The sequence below is a fragment of the Clostridium sp. YIM B02500 genome, assembly GCF_022324665.1.
GTDB classification, from domain to species: Bacteria; Bacillota; Clostridia; order Clostridiales; family Clostridiaceae; genus Clostridium; species Clostridium beijerinckii.
On record NZ_JAKGTE010000004.1, the window covers coordinates 1 to 17,483 of the forward strand.

Sequence of the window (17,483 nt, forward strand, 5' to 3'; positions counted from 1 at the left end):
GTTACAGATTCAGTAACCTCTACTGGACTTTCAGATTTTATAACTAGTTTAGGTGGTATCCATCATAGATTTAAAAGAGGATATAAGAATGTAATAAATGAATCTAAAAGGTTAAATAAAGAAGGAAAGTTAAGCTGCTTAGCAATAGAAACATCAGGACACGCAGCTTTAAAAGAAAATTACTTTTTAGATGATGGGGCATATTTAATAGCCAAAATACTAATTAAGATGGCCAAGTTAAAAGATGAAGGAAAAGAAATATCAAGCCTTATAGAAAATTTGAAATATCCTAAGGAAAGTATGGATATGAGAATAAACATAAAGAGGGAAGATTTTAAATCATATGGAGAAATGATAATAGAAGGCTTGAAGAAATATGCAGATCATGTGAATGGATGGACCATTGAACCTAAAAATTATGAAGGGATAAAGATAAATTGCGATAAAGAAAATGGAGATGGCTGGCTATTGTTAAGATTATCGCTGCACGAGCCTGTACTGCCACTAAATATAGAATCGGATTCGGAAAACTCTATTAACATAATATTAGAAAGATTAATGCCATTTTTAAGAAAATATGAAGATTTGAACTTAGATAACTTTAGCAATATATTTGAAGTACAATTAAAAAAATAATAAGGGCATTTTGGACTTGTTATTTTCTTTTATATGCCTTAAATGATTTTTGATTGGAGTGATTGTATTGAAGATAGCAGCCTCAATAATGTGCGCGAATCAATTAGAACTTCATAGTGAACTAAAAAAATTAGAAGATGCAAAGGTTGATTTATTACATTGCGATGTAATGGATGGAGTTTTTGTTAACAATTTAGCTATGGGACCTTATGTATTGGAACAAATAAAAAGTGTTACCAATATTCCTCTAGACATACACTTGGCAACTGTAGACACACTGAAATATATAGATATGTATAGCTATCTAAATCCAGAATATATATCATTTCATATTGAAGCAAGTAAAGATGTAGAAATAGATATAAAGAAGATTAAATCAAAAGGAATAAAAGCATCAATTGCTATAAGTCCAGAAACGTCATTAGAAAGCGTAAAACCATATTTACAGGATATAGATATGATTCTTGTTATGACTGTTAATCCTGGTTTTTCAGGACAAAAGTTTAATTATAAAGTTCTTGATAAGTTAGATGAATTAAATAAATATTTATCAACACTTAGTAATAGACCATTAATAGAAGTTGATGGATGCATAAATAAAGAGACAGTTAAGGAATTAAAACATAAACAAATAGATGTTTATGTTTTAGGTACATCTGCATTATTTAACAATAAAATAGAGGATTATAAATCTAAGATAAATGAAATAAAAGAAATTAAATAATAATTTTCGCCAGTATTTAAGTATAAACCAATAATCACATACAAGAATATTAAATAGTATAATCATGCTTTCACAATTTTAAATTTTTATTAAAACTGCTACAGAGAAATTTTTGTAGCAGTCTTTTTTTCATAAAGATATTTATATATGTTGCTATAATAAATTTACAATTAGGCCTATAGTAAGCTAAGCGTTAAAATAAGATTGTAATTTAGAAAATTGAGTGTAATATATATTTACGGGGTGTAAAGAGAAAAATTTATATTAAAGAGAGATTATAATATCTAAATTTGAAGGAATATAAAAATATTATATAGGCAAAAGTACATGTAGTAATTAAAATAATATTATGAAGATATATTGCATTACATAAGATACGGGGAGGAAATACAATGTTAAAGATAGGTTGCCATTTATCGGCTTCAAAAGGATTCAAGAATATGGGAGAAGAGGCTATTAGCATAGGCGGAAATACATTTCAATTTTTTACTAGAAATCCAAGAGGGAGTAAAGCAAAGACTATAGATGAAACAGATATAAAAGAATTTTTAAAGTTAGCAGAAGAAAATAATTTCTCTAAAATATTAGGTCATGCACCATATACATTAAATGCTTGCTCTGCAGATGAGAACACAAGAAAGTTTGCGGTACAGGTAATGAAGGATGATTTAGAGAGGATGGAGTATATTCCTAATAATCTTTATAATTTTCATCCAGGAAGTCATGTTAAGCAAGGCGTAGAGATTGGAATTAAATATATTTCAGATATGCTAAACGCAGTGCTTAAACCGGAACAAACAACTACTGTATTGCTTGAAACAATGGCAGGAAAGGGAACCGAAATTGGACGTACATTTGATGAATTGAAAGAGATTTTAAATAATGTAGAATTATCACACAAGGTAGGTGTTTGTCTTGATACATGTCATGTCCATGATGCAGGGTATGATATTGTTAATAATTTAGATAAAGTAGTGGAACAATTTGATAAGATAATTGGGTTAGATAAATTATGTGCAATACATTTAAATGATAGTATGAATCCATTTGGAAGTCATAAAGACAGGCATCAAAAAATAGGAGAAGGTTCTATTGGATTAGAGGGAATTAAGAATATTATTAATCATCCAATGTTACGCAATTTACCATTTTTCCTTGAGACACCAAATGAGCTTGACGGATATGCAAGGGAAATAAAATTATTAAAGAGTATATACCAAAATTAAAAATATTTAGTGATAAAATTATAGACTGCGTATGGCGTAATTTTACTAATCAAATTGCATCATGAATAAAAAATAATAATATAGCAATATTACTTCTATAATAAATATTAAGTAATATAGAGAATTATGATATACTTAAGCTGTCAAAATATACATAAAAGGTGGAAAAAGTTATGAGGATTACGAAGAAGAAAAGTTTTGTTTTTATAACAATTATAATGGGAATATTTTTATTGGTAGGTTGCGGAAATAAAAATGCTAGCAATGGAAAAGGGGAAGCAGATAATTCCTCTAAAACAAGTGAAAGCAATGAGGCAACTCCATCAGGAAATAGTAAGGACCTGCCAATAGCTACTATAAAAGTAGAAGGATTCGGAGAAATTCAAGCTGAATTATATCCAGAGATTGCTCCAAATACTGTTAATAATTTTATATATTTAGCCAATAAAGGCTTTTATAACAATTTAAAATTCCATAGAGTAATTAAAGGGTTTATGATCCAAGGAGGAGATCCTAAAGGAAATGGAACCGGTGGGCCAGATTATTCAATTGAAGGGGAATTTACTTCTAATGGTTTTGCAAACAGTTTAAAGCATACAAAAGGAGTATTATCTATGGCAAGAGCACAAGACCCTAACAGTGCAGGAAGCCAATTTTTTATAATGTCAGGAGATGCACCAAATCTTGATGGAGAATATGCTGCTTTTGGAAAAGTAATATCAGGGTTAGATATAGTAGATAAAATTCAAAATGTAGAAACTAATTCTGCTGATGCACCTAAAAAGGATGTTGTAATTACATCAATAACTGTTGATACAAAAGGTGTTGAATACAAAGAACCGAATAAAAAGTAAATTTAAAATGTAGCTTAGAATCTAAGAATAAATGATTTAGTGGAGACTTATATGACTAATATCAATCATATAAGTCTCCACTAAAATTTTATCAGGCATTTATTGGATAGCTTGAGTAATGGAGTTTATTTTATCATTGGGATGCTTATTCCAATTATTTTTCCAAGATTTAATACATTCATATAGGATTATAATTAACATAGCAAGTATTATAACTGATAACACGGTTAATGTAGTCTTACCATTTGGAATATAGTTATTAAAGATATTTTCAATAGAAGCTGTTGAAGTCGTTATAGCGATAAATATCATAGGTAATATTGTTATAGGGGTATATTTCTTCTTGCCCATCTCTATAAGTACAGAAGTTCCGATTGCAAAAGCAATTGCGGCAAGAGTTTGATTGGCGACTCCAAATAGAGGCCAAATAGTTGAAATGTTACCACTATAAAGTAAGGCTCCCCAGCTAAGTGACATTAATGCACTGAAAAATACTAGATTAAATTTAGAATCTTTTCTAGCAAGTGGTTTGTACATTTTGCCAAAAAGATCTTGTAATAAATATCTTCCTATTCTTGTTCCTGAATCTATAGTTGTTAAAATAAATAATGCTTCAAACATTATACAGAAATGATACCAATAAGACATTAAGGTTGATGCACCAGGTAGCTTTTGGAATACATATGTCATACCAACGGCTAGAGACACAGATCCACCAGGCCTTCCAGCAAGTTTCTCACCAACAAGTGATTCGAGCATTCCTAAATCTCTTGGGACCAAATTTAATTTATCAAAAACTTCTGGCAAAGAGTTTATGGCAAAATAGTCAGCTGTAGGTAATGAGGTAGCTGCAATCAATGCCATTAGGGAGACAAAAGCCTCAAGTAACATAGAACCATAACCTATTGGAAGAATATCTTTTTCGCTCTTTATTAGTTTTGGAGTAGTTCCAGTGCTAATAAGTGAATGGAACCCAGATAGCGCACCACAGGCTATTGTTATGAATAAAAACGGAAATACTTTACCGCTAACAACTGGACCACCACCATGAACGTATTGAGTTAGTGCAGGCATTTCTAAATTTGGTCTGACTATTATTATACCGATAACTAAAGCACCAATAACTCCAAGTTTCATATAAGTACTTAGATAATCACGAGGTAATAATAATAGCCATACAGGTAAAGCCGCAGCACAGAATCCATAGATTACTAATATTACAGATAGTTGTTTAGTATCAAGAGTCAAAAAATTACCAAGAGTTGTACCTTCAATTTGTGGCCCAAAGATGACCGCAAGCATTATTAAAGCCATACCTATTATAGTAGCCTCACCTATTTTACCAGGTCTAATGTATTTTAAATAAATTCCTATAAAAATTGCGATTGGAATAGTAGCTCCAACTGTAAATGTACCCCAAGGGCTATTATAAAGTGAGTTAACGACTGGCAAGCCAAGACCCGCCATTGTAATTATTAATATGAAGATAACTGAAATGGAAGTAATAAAGCCAATTCTTTTTCCTAATGTATGCTTTGCAATTTCTGCTATGGACTCACCATTAAACCTAACTGATGAGAAAAGCATTATCATGTCATGAACTGCACCCGCAGCAACGGAACCAATCAATATCCAGAGAGCACCAGGAAGATAACCAAATTGAGCTGCTAGAACTGGTCCAATAAGAGGACCAGCTCCTGCAATAGCTGCAAAGTGGTGACCTAGCAGAACCCACTTATTTGTTGGAACATAATCCTTGCCATCATTGTATATCTCGGAAGGAACTTTTTTAGATTCATCTAAAACCAATACCTTTGCAGCAATGAAAGCACCGTAGAATCTGTATGATAGTATTAGAATTAAAGCACCAATGATAACTAAAACAATAGAATTCATATCTACATCCCCTTTGTGTAAATGTTTTCTTACATATATAATCTAACATTATAAATAAATAGTGACCATATTTTGTATGTGAAATGCTATATTTAGTGGATGAATTAACAAAATATTGAGGCGGTTTGCAGTAAGTTTTCATATAAAGGAAGTAAAAATTGAGATTTTATTACATAGTAGTATAATTTATGTATATAGAGGTGAAAGGGAGGTGATAGTATGTTGATGGTGAATATGCTAGAGAGAATGGCACTTATAACAATATTTATATATGTAATATTACAGACTAATATTATGAAGTGTTTCGTTAAGGACAAGTTTGATAGAAAAGATAACATAATGATGATTCTGATATTTTCACTCCTTGCTATTTTAGGAACTTATTTTGGAATATATATAAAAGATCAATCATTAGCAAATAGCAGACCAGTTGGAGCAATAGTTGCAGGATATTTAGGGGGACCTGTTATTGGAATTATAGTTGGATTTATAAGTGGATTGCATAGGTATTCGTTTGGAGGATTTACGGCGCTAGCTTGCGGATTATCAACAATTGTAGAAGGTGCAATAGGTGGAGGATTTAGAATATTATTTAAGAAAAAGGGGCTAAACCCAGCTGTTGCAGGGGTAGCTGCAGTAGTAGCAGAAATTACTCAAATGATAATTATATTAATGTTTTCTAAAGATATAAATTCAGCAATAGATCTTGAGAAAACAATAGCATTATCTATGATACTTATAAATTCTATTGGTGTATTTTTAATAGTTATGGTAATTGAAAGCTCAAAAAAATTGGTTGATGGTGAAGTAAAACTTATAAAATTAAAAGAAGAAAATAAAGTAGCAGAATTAAAGGCTTTAAAAGCACAAATAGAGCCTCATTTTTTATTTAATTCCCTTAATGTGATAAGTGCATATTGTAGAACTGATGGAGAAAAGGCAAGGGAACTTATATTAAATCTTTCAAATTATTTTAGAGCTACGCTAGAAATAGAAGGAGATTTTTCTACATTAAAAAAAGAATTGGCTTTGATAAAGGCTTATGTAGCAATTGAACAAGCTAGATTCTCAAATAGACTAGAAGTGAAATTTTTAATAGATGATAATTTACTAGATATAAAATTCCCAATACTTGTACTTCAGCCAATTGTGGAAAATTCAATTAAGCACGGAATACTGAAAAAAATTAATGGTGGTATAGTAACAATTTCTATTAGAAATGATGAAAATGACGTTAGTATTGAAATTAGTGATAATGGGGTAGGTTTTGAAAATGCAGATGAATCTTTATCAACCGGACTTGGCCTTAAAAATATCAACAATAGACTTAGATTATTATATGGAGAAAGTTACTCTTTAAATATAGTAAGTTCAAATAATGGAAGTAGTGTTAATTTTAACATTCCAAAATAATTATTATAATTAATGGGGGGAATTAAATTGAAATTACTAGATGAGATAAAAGTAGCAATAGTTGAGGATGAAGCAATATCCAGCGATGAATTAAAATATATAATATCTAAGGACGGCAGATTTAAAGTTGTAGGGCAAGCATATGATGGAATAAGTGCATTAACTTTAATTGAAAGCGAGGAGCCAGATATTGCTTTTATTGATATTAATATTCCGGGAAAAAACGGAATAAAATTGGCAGAAGAGGTAAAAGAGATATTTCCGGATATAATTCTAATTTTTTTAACGGCATATGATACTTATGCAATAAAGGCTTTTGAACTTAAAATCTATGATTATATACTAAAGCCATATGATGAAAAGAGAATAGCGGAATCATTAAATTGTGCGTTAAATACAATTAGTAATAGAAATGAAAATGAAATAATCAATATATTAAGTAAGCTTGAAAATAAACAAGCATTGAAGAAAATCCCGTGTGAGAACAATGGAAAAATAATTCTTATCGATGTTAACAAAATTTCCTTCTTTTATTCAGAGGGAGAGAGGAATTATGTTAAGACTAATAAAGATATTTATTGTACAACAAAAACTTTACAAGAGCTAACGGAGAAAACAAATTTCTTTAGATGCCACAGGAGTTACGTAGTAAATCTTGAAAAAGTTAAAGAAGTTTACCCTTGGTTTAACGGTACTTATAAGTTAATTATTGATGATGATGAAAATAATGAAATACCGGTGAGCAGATCTCATGTTAAGGAAATAAAGATTATTTTAGGACTATAGTACTAGCACTAGCTTTAGAAGTATATAAATTTTAGAAGAATATCAATTAAAATTGAGTTTTTAAATTAAAGAATTAGATAAATTTATTGAACAGAATATTAATTTATTCATTTGTAATTTATGAAAAAGTCTAAATAAAGGATACTCATTGTTAATCTTACCAAGATTAACAATGAGTATCCTTTATTTGGAGTAATTATTATATAAAGTTCTGTATTATCTCAGTTATACAGTCTTTTTGCAGGCGCAATTATAAAAATTAATTTTGTAATTAATTTTATCAAGATTTCTTTGTAATTCAGCTATTTGGCTAATAACTTCTTCACGGTGTTTTATAAATATTTCTCTACGAACATCAATAGTATTATCACCTTTAAGGCATAACTGAATATATTCTTTGATTTGCTTTATAGGCATACCTGTATTTTTTAAACAACAAATAAGTTCAAGCCATTCTAAATCTTTTTCTTTAAAATCCCTGTTGCCTGACTCACTGCGATCCACAAATGGAAGTAAACCTTCTTTTTCATAATATCTAAGAGTGTGTGGACTTAAATGTGTTTTTTCAGCAACTTCAGCAATACTGTATCCCATAGTATTACCCTCCTTTAAACTGCATGATTTATTTTATAACTTAGAGTATACTCTAAGAGTAAGCATTTGTAAAATTGCATCAAAAAATTATTTAATATAAAAGTTATAAATGATGAATATGGTATTATAAATAAAAAATTACTTTTTAAGTTTAGAACAATGACTTTAGTGCTGAAATAACAAACTTACATGTTCATTTTACAGTTTATTTTTCCAAAATATGTTGACTTAGAGTTAACTATAAGATGTAAAATATATATAGAACAATTTATCATATAAATTATCTATTTTGAGGAGGAATTACTTTGTTATATAGAGGGTTTGGAAAGACAAATGAAAAGGTTTCAGTTCTAGGATTTGGTTGTATGAGGTTACCTATTATTGATGGAGATACTACTAAAATTGACGAAGAAAAAGCTACAAAAATGATTCGTTACGCAATTGATGAAGGAGTTAATTATATTGATACTGCATACCCTTATCATGGAACAGGAATGGGAAATGGAGGGGAAAGTGAACCATTTGTAGGTAGAGCCTTAAAAGACGGATATAGAGAAAAGGTGAATTTAGCTACAAAACTTCCTAGTTGGGCAATTAAGACTAGAGAGGATATGGATAAATATTTAAATGAACAATTAGAGCGATTGCAAACAGATAGAATAGATTTCTATTTAGTTCATGCTTTAAATAAAGGTTCCTGGGAAAATTTAAAGAAGTTAGGAATAGATGAATTTTTAAACTCAGCAATTAAAGATGGAAGAATAAGATATGCAGGATTTTCATTTCATGATAAGTTAGAAGTTTTTAAAGAGATAGTGGATTATTATGATTGGTCATTCTGTCAAATTCAATATAACTATTTAGATGAAGACTTCCAAGCCGGAACTGAAGGCTTAAAATATGCAGCAGATAGAGGTCTTGGAGTTGTTATCATGGAGCCGCTTAGAGGTGGAAAAATAGTTAGAAATCTTCCGGATGTAGTTACTGATACATTTGATAAAGCGGAAATTAAGAGATCTCCAGCTGAATGGGCACTAAGATGGGTATGGAATCATCCAGAGGTATCTGTAGTACTAAGCGGTATGAATGTAATGGATAATGTTACTGAAAATATTAGAGTGGCAGGTGAAGCTTTACCAAATTCACTAACAGAAAAAGAGCTAGAAATAATGGATAATGTCAAAAAAGCATTTAAAGAAAGAATAAAAGTTAATTGTACAGCTTGCGAGTATTGCATGCCATGTCCAGCAGGCGTAAATATTCCTAAGAATTTTACATTATATAATGAGTATAATATATTCGCTACTCCAGCAACAGAAAAAGAACTTAAGGAAAGATATAATGGAGTAGCACCATCAGAAAGAGCAGATAAATGTGTTGAATGCGGTAAGTGTGAAAGCCATTGTCCTCAAGCAATTAAGATTCGTCAAGAATTAAAAAATGTTAAAACAATATTTGCATAAAGTAAAATATTACAATTCACAAAATAGTTTCTAGACAGTTGAAAAAGATGATTACATTCCAAAAGAAGAAAAAATGTATATATCCAAAAGAGTATTTTTTCGATAATTAAGAAGATATAACATTATATAGACAAAAATAAATTTATTAAAATCATACAAATGAGTTAAGGAGTGAGCTAAATGAGAATATTATATTACGATTGTTTTTGCGGTATAAGTGGAGATATGAATCTGGCAGCGATGTTGAACTTAGGAGTTCCTAAAGAATATTTATTTAAAGAAATTTCAAAGCTTAATTTAAATTCTGAATATGATATACAAATTAACAGTTCTGAGAAACTTGGAATAACAGGAACAAGAGTAGATGTTATATTAAAAGATGAAGTAAATGATTCAGATAACATAGGATATAAAGATTTTAAGAATTGCAGTACTGATATTATAGAAGATCACAGTCACTCTCACGTACATGATCAAGAGCACGATCATCATAATCATTCTCATGGTGAAGATGCTTCACATAATCATGAACACAATCATCCACATAGCCATGAACATGATTGTTCACATAATCACGAACAAGCTCATGTTCATAGCCATTCAGGAAATCACGAGCATCATCATAGAAACTTAAAAGATATAGAGAATATAATAAATTCTAGTGACTTAAGTGAAAAAGTTAAGAATTTAAGTTTAAATATGTTTATGAGAGTAGCAGAAGCAGAAGCAAAGGTACATGGCAAAACATTATATGAAGTACACTTTCATGAAGTAGGCGCCATTGATTCAATTGTTGATATAGTAGGAGCTGCTATTTGTTTAGATTATTTAAAAGTTGATAAGATTATGGCATCTCATGTTCAAGTTGGTGGCGGATTCGTAAAATGTGCTCATGGTCTCATGCCAGTTCCAGCACCTGCGACCGTAGAAATATTAAAAGGCATTCCAATAAATGTTGGGGTGGTTCAATTTGAAACAACTACGCCTACAGGAGCTGCGATACTAGCTGAAAATGTTCAAGAATTTACTTCAAAAATAGATTTCTCTATAAAGAAAATTGGATATGGAATTGGACACAGAGATCTAGATATACCTAATGTTTTGAGAGTTTACTTAGGAGAAGACAATAGTTTAGAGAAGATAGAAGAACAGTATATATTAGAAACTAATATAGATGATATGAACCCGGAATTTTATGGGTATATTGAAGAAAAGCTTTTTGATGCAGGAGCATTAGATGTTTTTAAAACTTCTATATTCATGAAAAAAGGAAGACCAGGAATAAAGTTAAGTGTATTAATTAGTGAAAAAATAGAAAAAGATATTTTGGACATAGTTTTTGAAGAGACGACCTCTATAGGCGTAAGAAAATATAAAGTTGAAAAAATAATGTTAAATAGAGAGTTTTCAAAGGTAGAAACTCAGTATGGAGAAGTAACAATCAAGAAATCATATTATAAAGGTAACTTAGTTAAATATAAGCCGGAATATGAGGAATGTAAGAAGATTGCAAAAGAGAATAACATAACTATGGAAAAGGTGTATAGGGAAGTTTATAAGCAAACTTCTAATATCTATAATGAATAATTCTACAATCAAATTAAGAAAATAAAAATGCATTGGTGAGAGGCGGAAGAGATAGATGATTAATAATGATAAATATAGTGAACTAGTGAAATACCTTAAAGGATTAGGAAAAGTAGTTTTAGCATTCTCAGGGGGAGTAGATAGCACATTCTTACTTAGAGTAGCTAAAGAAGCTCTTGGAGAAAATGTAAAGGCAGTAACGATTTTATCACCTTACATTCCTAAGTGGGAAATAGCAGAGGCTAGAGAATTGGTAAGGGAATTGGGAGTTCAACATGAAATTATTGAGGCTCCAATTATTGATTCAATTAAATTTAATCCAGAGGATAGATGTTATCTTTGTAAAACAGCTGTATTCACTATGATATTAAATGTAGCAAAAGAACAAGGTTATAATTGTGTAATTGATGGGACAAATTTTGATGACATAAGTGATTATAGGCCAGGTCTTAAAGCGTTAAAAGAACTAGAAGTAAGAAGTCCGCTATTAGATTGTAAATTAACTAAAGCAGAAATAAGAGCATTCTCTAAAGAATTGGGACTTAACACTTGGGATAAGCCACCTTATGCTTGCCTTTTGACAAGGATACCTTATGGCAATGAGCTTAAGGTAGAAGATTTTGAAAAGATTGAAAATGCAGAAAAGTATATGATGAGTATAGGTTTTAGAGCTGTTAGAGTACGATGTCATGGTGATTTAGCGAGAGTTGAAGTAAGCAGGAATGATAGAAGTAAACTATTTAATGAAGAACTTTTAGATACTATTGCTGAAAAAATAAAAGAATGTGGATTTAAATATGTAACATTAGATTTGCAAGGTTATAGAGTAGGAAGTTTTAATGAAACTATAGTAAAAAAAGAAGATAATCAAAATAAATAGTAATATTTTAGAGATAAATTAAAATGGTGTAATAAGGTAGTGTATAAGATCTCAGGAGGATAAAGCTAATGAACAAAGAAGAAATTAAAGAATTATTAGAAAGTGTTAAAAATAACAAGTTGAATGTAGATGAGGCACTTGAAAAATTGGAAGATCTACCTTTTAAAGATTTAGGTTTTGCTAAAATAGATAATCATAGAGAAATTAGGGTTGGCTATCCGGAAGTAATATACTGCGAAGGTAAGACTGTAGAGCAGGTTAGAGATATTGTAAAATTTATGATTACAAAAAATAATAATATATTAGGAACTAGAGCCAATGAGGAAATGTATAATGCAGTCAAAGAAATATGTGAAGAAGCAAAATATAATAAACTTGGTAGAACAATAACTATTAGGAAAAATGAACAACCTCTTACGGAGAATTATATAGCAATTGTTGCAGCAGGGACTTCAGATTTACCTGTTGTAGAAGAAGCATTTGAAACAGCGAGTATATTAGGCAATAGAGTTGAAAAAATAACTGATGTTGGAGTTGCAGGGATACACAGACTTTTTTCAAAACTGGATGTCATTAGGGGGGCAAAAGTCGTTATAGTAATTGCAGGTATGGAAGGTGCATTAGCGAGCGTTGTAGGAGGACTTGTAGATAAGCCAGTAATAGCAGTGCCAACAAGTGTTGGATATGGTGCTAATTTCGGAGGAATTGCAGCTTTATTATCTATGCTGAATAGTTGTGCTAGCGGTGTTAGCGTAGTTAATATAGATAATGGCTTCGGGGCGGCATATAATGCTAGTATTATTAATAAGCTGTAGTTTTTTACAATGATTTTATATGGTTAATTAATATTTAAAATTCAGTATCCAATTGTTTAGTTAGGAAAGAATATAATTAACATTATAAATATAAAAACAAAAGGGAGGAGGAACTATATGTCAAAACTTTTTTCAAATTTTAAACTCAAAAATTTGGAATTTAAAAATAGAATCGTTATGGCACCTATGTGTATGTATACAGCTAAGGAAGATGGAATAGCCACTGAGTGGCATAAAATACATTATGCTACAAGAGCTTTAGGCGGAGTAGGACTTATAATCCAAGAAGCAACTGGAGTTGAAAGTAGAGGAAGAATAAGTGATAAAGATTTAGGAATATGGAATGATTCACAAATAGAGGGTTTAAAGAAGATAGTTGATACATGTAAAAGCTTAGGTGCGGTTATGGGAATTCAACTTGGTCATGCAGGTAGAAAGTGTGAAATAAAGAATCTTGAGATTATAGGACCTAGTGCTGAAGCATTTAGTAGTGAATATAAAGTTCCAAAGGAAATGAGTAAAGAAGATATAAATGAAGTAATAAATGCCTTTAAAAGTGCCGCTAAAAGGTGTATTGAAATAGGATATGATATTATAGAAATCCATGGTGCTCACGGATACTTAATAAATCAATTTTTATCTCCTCTTACCAACAAAAGAACTGATGAGTATGGAGGAAATTTAGAAAATAGAGCGCGATTCCTAAAAGAAGTAGTAAAAGCGGTTAGAGAAGTGTGGACCAAGGAAAAACCAATAATACTTAGGATAAGTGCTGAAGATTATTTAAATGAAGGAAATCATCCAGAGGATTTGGCTAAAATAATAAATTTGGTTAAAGAAGAAGGTATTGATATAATTAATGTAAGCTCAGGTGGCGTTGCACCAACTCCTGTTCCAATTAAGGTATATGAAGGATATCAGATAAAATTTGCAGAGATAATAAAAGAAAATACAGGACTTCCTGTAATAGCTGGAGGACTTATTATATCGCCTTATATGGCAGAGGAAATAATTCAAAATGATAGAGCAGATATGATTTTCTTAGGAAGAATTCTTTTAAGAAAACCATACTGGCCGCTTGAAGCTGACTCAAAATTAGATGGTGAGGTAAAATGGCCTGAGCAATATGAAAGAGGTAAGTTCAGAAATAATAGATAACCATATTAATTGGCAATAGTTAAATTTATTAATAATTATTTGAATAAATTTTAATTTTAAAGCCAGCAGTATAAAATGAATTTAAATGTACACCATAATAATGAGGTGATACATATGGATAATAATAAAAACAGAATAAAAGATAGACCTAAATCTAATGCGGAACGTAGAAAAATAGATCCTAAAAATAATGCGGATTTAGGCATTATTGATGGAAAAAAGATAGGTGCGCCTCCACATAAAGAAAAGGATCACCTATAATATAAAGAGGATATATCAAAATGTTTTTATCTGTTTGATATATCCTTTATATTTTATATTAACAAGTATATAGATAGAGGAAAATTAAATTATTAATTTTTTATAAAAGCAATTATAATAGATGATATATTACATAAGCAAAGGAGATTAGCAAATGAAACTAGATTTAACAATATTTGAATTAGGAAAACTTTTAAAGAAAATAGAGGATAAATATGATTTGAACATATTAGTGAAATTAGCATTAAGTGGTGGATGGGCTACAATAACTGGCAATGCTAATATTTTAAAGTATCCAAATGATTCAAACTGTGGCTGCAATGGAAAAGACAACATTATAGATATAAGTGTAGAGCATGATGGTAATGAGCATGGATCTGTAATAAAAATTACAGGTGCTAAAGATAAAAAGTTTGATATAGATATATCAAGTACTAGATACAAAGAATTGCGTCCAAATAACTTAACTGTTAACAAAATAAAAATTAACGAAAATGAAAGTAAATTAAGAATTGATGAAAATATAATATTTACAATAGGTGCGTCAGTTGATGATATAAAAGAACTTATAGAAAACTAAATATATACAACATTAGCCAGCATAAAACAGTCCGAAATACACATACTATTAAAGAGTCAATAGGAAGAGGAGAGTGATATAAATGGACAACAGTATGAAAAGAAAACATACAAGCAAACATAAGACTTTAAATCATAATCCACAGGCAGAAAGCGTAAAAGCAGTTTTTGGCGAGCCAAAAGCGAAAGATTCTGAATTTACTCCAAGAACTTTTGACTAATAGCAGAGATATTAAACATAGGCACGATTGTAAATATTATATAATTATATTTCATAGTGATTTCTGAAATGTGAATTGTATAATAGACCAAACAATTTAATAGTTAAAGAAGGAATATTTTGAGTATAAAAAACTTAAAATATTCCTTTTTTAGTGCAAAAGAATTTAATGTTTTAAGGTATAAATTTGAAATATTATTAATTTATTTAATAATTAGTTATTAATTAGAAATATCAAAATATCTATATATTAGACAGGCTATAGTGAAAAACAAAATTATTATATGGATGTTATTTAATAAAGTTATGAAATAACACTCACTAAGTGATAAATTTGTATGGTTATTGTTTAGGTTTTTATTTAATAGGAATTAAACAGTAAGTATTTGAAAAAAGTAGTCATAATGTCTTTGTTTAATTGAATATATTTTAGTTATAAAGGAGGAGGAGTGTTTATGAGTATGAACTTTAAAGAATTTATAGAAACAGATAGAGAAAAGTCTAACACCCAAAAGTTTGAAGGAAGTTTCCTAGAATATTTAGATATTGTTAAGGAAAATCCAGAAATTGTTAACCTTGCTCATAAAAGAATCTATGAGATGATTATGAGCAAAGGCGTAGAGGAGTTAAAAGGTGAAGAAAACCCTCGAGTAAGAAAAATTTATGGAAATGATCTAATAAGAAAATATGGCTTTTTTAAAAATGATTTTTACGGAATTGATAAAGTTATAATGAAACTTGCAAGTTATTTTAAATCAGCAGCCATGAAAGGTGAAGAATCAAGGCAAGTATTATATCTTGTTGGTCCAGTAGGAGCAGGCAAATCTTCAATAGTGGAAAGTTTAAAATCAGCCTTAGAAAGTTGTGAACCAGTTTATTCATTAAAGGGATGCCCAATGCATGAAGAACCTCTTCATTTAATTCCAAAGCATTTAAGACCAAAATTTGAGGAAATGCTAGGAGTACAAATTGAAGGAGATTTATGCCCAGTATGCAGGTATAAACTTGTTAATGAACTTAAGGGAGTTTATGAAGATTTTCCGGTTGAAAGAACAGGATTTTCTATTAGATCAAGAAAAGGAATTGGAGTAGTTCCACCTGTTGATCCCAATAATCAAGATACATCAATACTAACAGGATCAATTGATATTTCTAAGATGGATATGTACTCTGAAGATGATCCAAGAATTTTTTCTCTAAATGGAGCATTTAATGTCGGTAACCGTGGACTAGTAGAATTTATAGAGGTATTTAAGAATGATGTTGAATATCTTCATACAATAATTACTGCAACCCAAGAAAAATCAGTACCATCTCCAGGTAAGGGTTCAATGATTTACTTTGATGGAGTTATAGTTGCTCACTCAAATGAGGCAGAATGGAATAAATTTAAATCAGATCATACAAATGAAGCAATTTTAGATAGAATTGTAAAAGTTGAAGTTCCATATTGCTTAGAACTAGATGAAGAAGTTAAGATATATGAAAAAATAATAAAGAAGAGCAATTTTAAAGCGCATATAGCGCCACATACTATTGAAATCGCAGCGATGTTTGCAATACTTTCAAGGTTAACACCTTCAGCTAAAGTAGACGCGGTGACAAAACTTAAGATTTACAATGGAGAAGAGATTGTTGAAAAAGGAACTACAAAGAAGATCGATATTGGAGAACTTAGAGAAGAAGCCGGTCAATATGAGGGCATGAAGGGAATAAGTACAAGATTTATCATAAAAGCAATAGATAATGCACTTGCTGAGTCAGGATATGATTGCATAAATCCACTTAGTATAATGGAAAGTATAATAAAATCTGTTAGAGAACTAGATATTGCAGCAGATGATAAAAAGAAGTATTTAGGCTTTATTCAGGATAATATAAGAAAAGAATATAATAAAATTCTTGAAAGAGAAATTACAAAGGCATTTATTCACTCATTTAGAGAACAAGCTGAGAGTTTATTTAACAATTATATAGATAATGCTGAGGCATATGTAAATAAGACTAAGATAAAAGATGTTTCAACTGGTGAAGAACTTAATCCAGATGAAGAATTTATGAGAAGCATAGAAGAGCAAATAGGTGTATATGCCGCATCGGCTAAAGGCTTTAGATCAGATGTGACTTCATATATGTTCTATATAGTTAGGAAAGGCGGAAAATTAGATTATACTTCTTATGAGCCTTTGAAGGAAGCAATAGAAAAGAAATTAACAGCTTCAGTTAAAGATTTATCAAGAATCATAACTAAATCAAAGGTTAGGGATAAGGAACAAGCAGAGAAATATGATTCTATGGTTGAAGAAATGAAAAGAAACGGATATTGTCTTCATTGTTGTGACGTAATCTTAAAATATGCAGCTAATAACTTATGGAGGGATTAGATTAGCT

The 17,483-nt window shown here is 30.2% G+C and carries 16 protein-coding genes and 1 pseudogene; 15 read left to right on the forward strand and 2 right to left on the reverse strand.

Annotated features, from left to right (window positions below; translation table 11 throughout):
• The 4 genes and pseudogenes from L1S46_RS04040 to L1S46_RS04055 form a co-directional block, all read left to right on the forward strand.
• Positions 1–636, forward strand: a pseudogene (locus L1S46_RS04040) (phosphomannomutase/phosphoglucomutase); the annotation flags it as partial.
• 58 nt (positions 637–694) lie between these two features.
• Entirely contained in the window at positions 695–1,360 is a 666-nt protein-coding gene (locus L1S46_RS04045; RefSeq protein ID WP_236888026.1) for a ribulose-phosphate 3-epimerase, read from the forward strand.
• Positions 1,361–1,752: 392 nt separating this feature from the next.
• On the forward strand, positions 1,753–2,586 hold the full coding sequence (locus L1S46_RS04050) for a deoxyribonuclease IV (protein WP_238899272.1): 834 nt from the start codon (positions 1,753–1,755) through the stop codon (positions 2,584–2,586).
• Positions 2,587–2,759: 173 nt separating this feature from the next.
• Positions 2,760–3,440: a peptidylprolyl isomerase gene (locus L1S46_RS04055; RefSeq protein ID WP_238899273.1), complete on the forward strand. Its 681-nt coding sequence runs from the start codon at positions 2,760–2,762 to the stop codon at positions 3,438–3,440.
• A gap of 99 nt (positions 3,441–3,539) precedes the next feature.
• Here L1S46_RS04055 and L1S46_RS04060 read toward each other — a convergent pair whose 3' ends face one another.
• Positions 3,540–5,336: a carbon starvation protein A gene (locus tag L1S46_RS04060; RefSeq protein WP_238899274.1), complete on the reverse strand. Its 1,797-nt coding sequence runs from the start codon at positions 5,334–5,336 to the stop codon at positions 3,540–3,542.
• Between the two features lie 219 nt (positions 5,337–5,555).
• Between L1S46_RS04060 and L1S46_RS04065 the strand changes: the two genes are divergently transcribed.
• Both L1S46_RS04065 and L1S46_RS04070 read left to right on the forward strand, forming a co-directional pair.
• Positions 5,556–6,749, forward strand: coding sequence for a LytS/YhcK type 5TM receptor domain-containing protein (locus tag L1S46_RS04065; protein WP_238899275.1), 1,194 nt, complete (start codon positions 5,556–5,558; stop codon positions 6,747–6,749).
• A gap of 27 nt (positions 6,750–6,776) precedes the next feature.
• On the forward strand, positions 6,777–7,535 hold the full coding sequence (locus tag L1S46_RS04070) for a LytTR family DNA-binding domain-containing protein (RefSeq protein ID WP_238899276.1): 759 nt from the start codon (positions 6,777–6,779) through the stop codon (positions 7,533–7,535).
• A gap of 225 nt (positions 7,536–7,760) precedes the next feature.
• Here L1S46_RS04070 and L1S46_RS04075 read toward each other — a convergent pair whose 3' ends face one another.
• On the reverse strand, positions 7,761–8,129 hold the full coding sequence (locus L1S46_RS04075; RefSeq protein WP_065416017.1) for a MerR family transcriptional regulator: 369 nt from the start codon (positions 8,127–8,129) through the stop codon (positions 7,761–7,763).
• A gap of 305 nt (positions 8,130–8,434) precedes the next feature.
• On the opposite strand from L1S46_RS04075, the gene L1S46_RS04080 reads away from it, so the two are divergent.
• The 9 genes from L1S46_RS04080 to L1S46_RS04120 all read left to right on the forward strand — a co-directional run bounded on the left by L1S46_RS04080 (position 8,435) and on the right by L1S46_RS04120 (position 17,476).
• Positions 8,435–9,592 carry an aldo/keto reductase gene (locus tag L1S46_RS04080; RefSeq protein WP_238899277.1) on the forward strand — a complete coding sequence of 386 codons (1,158 nt, stop codon included), beginning with the start codon at positions 8,435–8,437 and terminating at the stop codon, positions 9,590–9,592.
• A gap of 180 nt (positions 9,593–9,772) precedes the next feature.
• Positions 9,773–11,179: a nickel pincer cofactor biosynthesis protein LarC gene (gene larC / locus L1S46_RS04085; protein ID WP_238899278.1), complete on the forward strand. Its 1,407-nt coding sequence runs from the start codon at positions 9,773–9,775 to the stop codon at positions 11,177–11,179.
• Positions 11,180–11,234: 55 nt separating this feature from the next.
• Positions 11,235–12,059 (forward strand): ATP-dependent sacrificial sulfur transferase LarE, encoded by an 825-nt coding sequence (larE, locus tag L1S46_RS04090; RefSeq protein ID WP_238899279.1) that lies wholly within the window; start codon positions 11,235–11,237, stop codon positions 12,057–12,059.
• A gap of 68 nt (positions 12,060–12,127) precedes the next feature.
• Positions 12,128–12,874, forward strand: coding sequence for a nickel pincer cofactor biosynthesis protein LarB (gene larB, locus L1S46_RS04095; protein ID WP_011967909.1), 747 nt, complete (start codon positions 12,128–12,130; stop codon positions 12,872–12,874).
• A 117-nt stretch (positions 12,875–12,991) separates the two neighbouring features.
• The gene (gene namA, locus L1S46_RS04100) at positions 12,992–14,032 is read left to right on the forward strand and encodes an NADPH dehydrogenase NamA (protein ID WP_238899280.1); all 1,041 of its coding nucleotides are present in this window, start codon (positions 12,992–12,994) and stop codon (positions 14,030–14,032) included.
• Between the two features lie 114 nt (positions 14,033–14,146).
• Entirely contained in the window at positions 14,147–14,293 is a 147-nt protein-coding gene (locus L1S46_RS04105) for a hypothetical protein (RefSeq protein WP_011967911.1), read from the forward strand.
• 154 nt (positions 14,294–14,447) lie between these two features.
• On the forward strand, positions 14,448–14,873 hold the full coding sequence (locus L1S46_RS04110) for a UDP-N-acetylglucosamine pyrophosphorylase (RefSeq protein ID WP_238899281.1): 426 nt from the start codon (positions 14,448–14,450) through the stop codon (positions 14,871–14,873).
• Between the two features lie 82 nt (positions 14,874–14,955).
• Positions 14,956–15,093: a CPC_1213 family protein gene (locus L1S46_RS04115; protein ID WP_011967913.1), complete on the forward strand. Its 138-nt coding sequence runs from the start codon at positions 14,956–14,958 to the stop codon at positions 15,091–15,093.
• A gap of 460 nt (positions 15,094–15,553) precedes the next feature.
• The gene (locus tag L1S46_RS04120) at positions 15,554–17,476 is read left to right on the forward strand and encodes a PrkA family serine protein kinase (protein ID WP_238899417.1); all 1,923 of its coding nucleotides are present in this window, start codon (positions 15,554–15,556) and stop codon (positions 17,474–17,476) included.
• Positions 17,477–17,483: the final 7 nt, after the last annotated feature.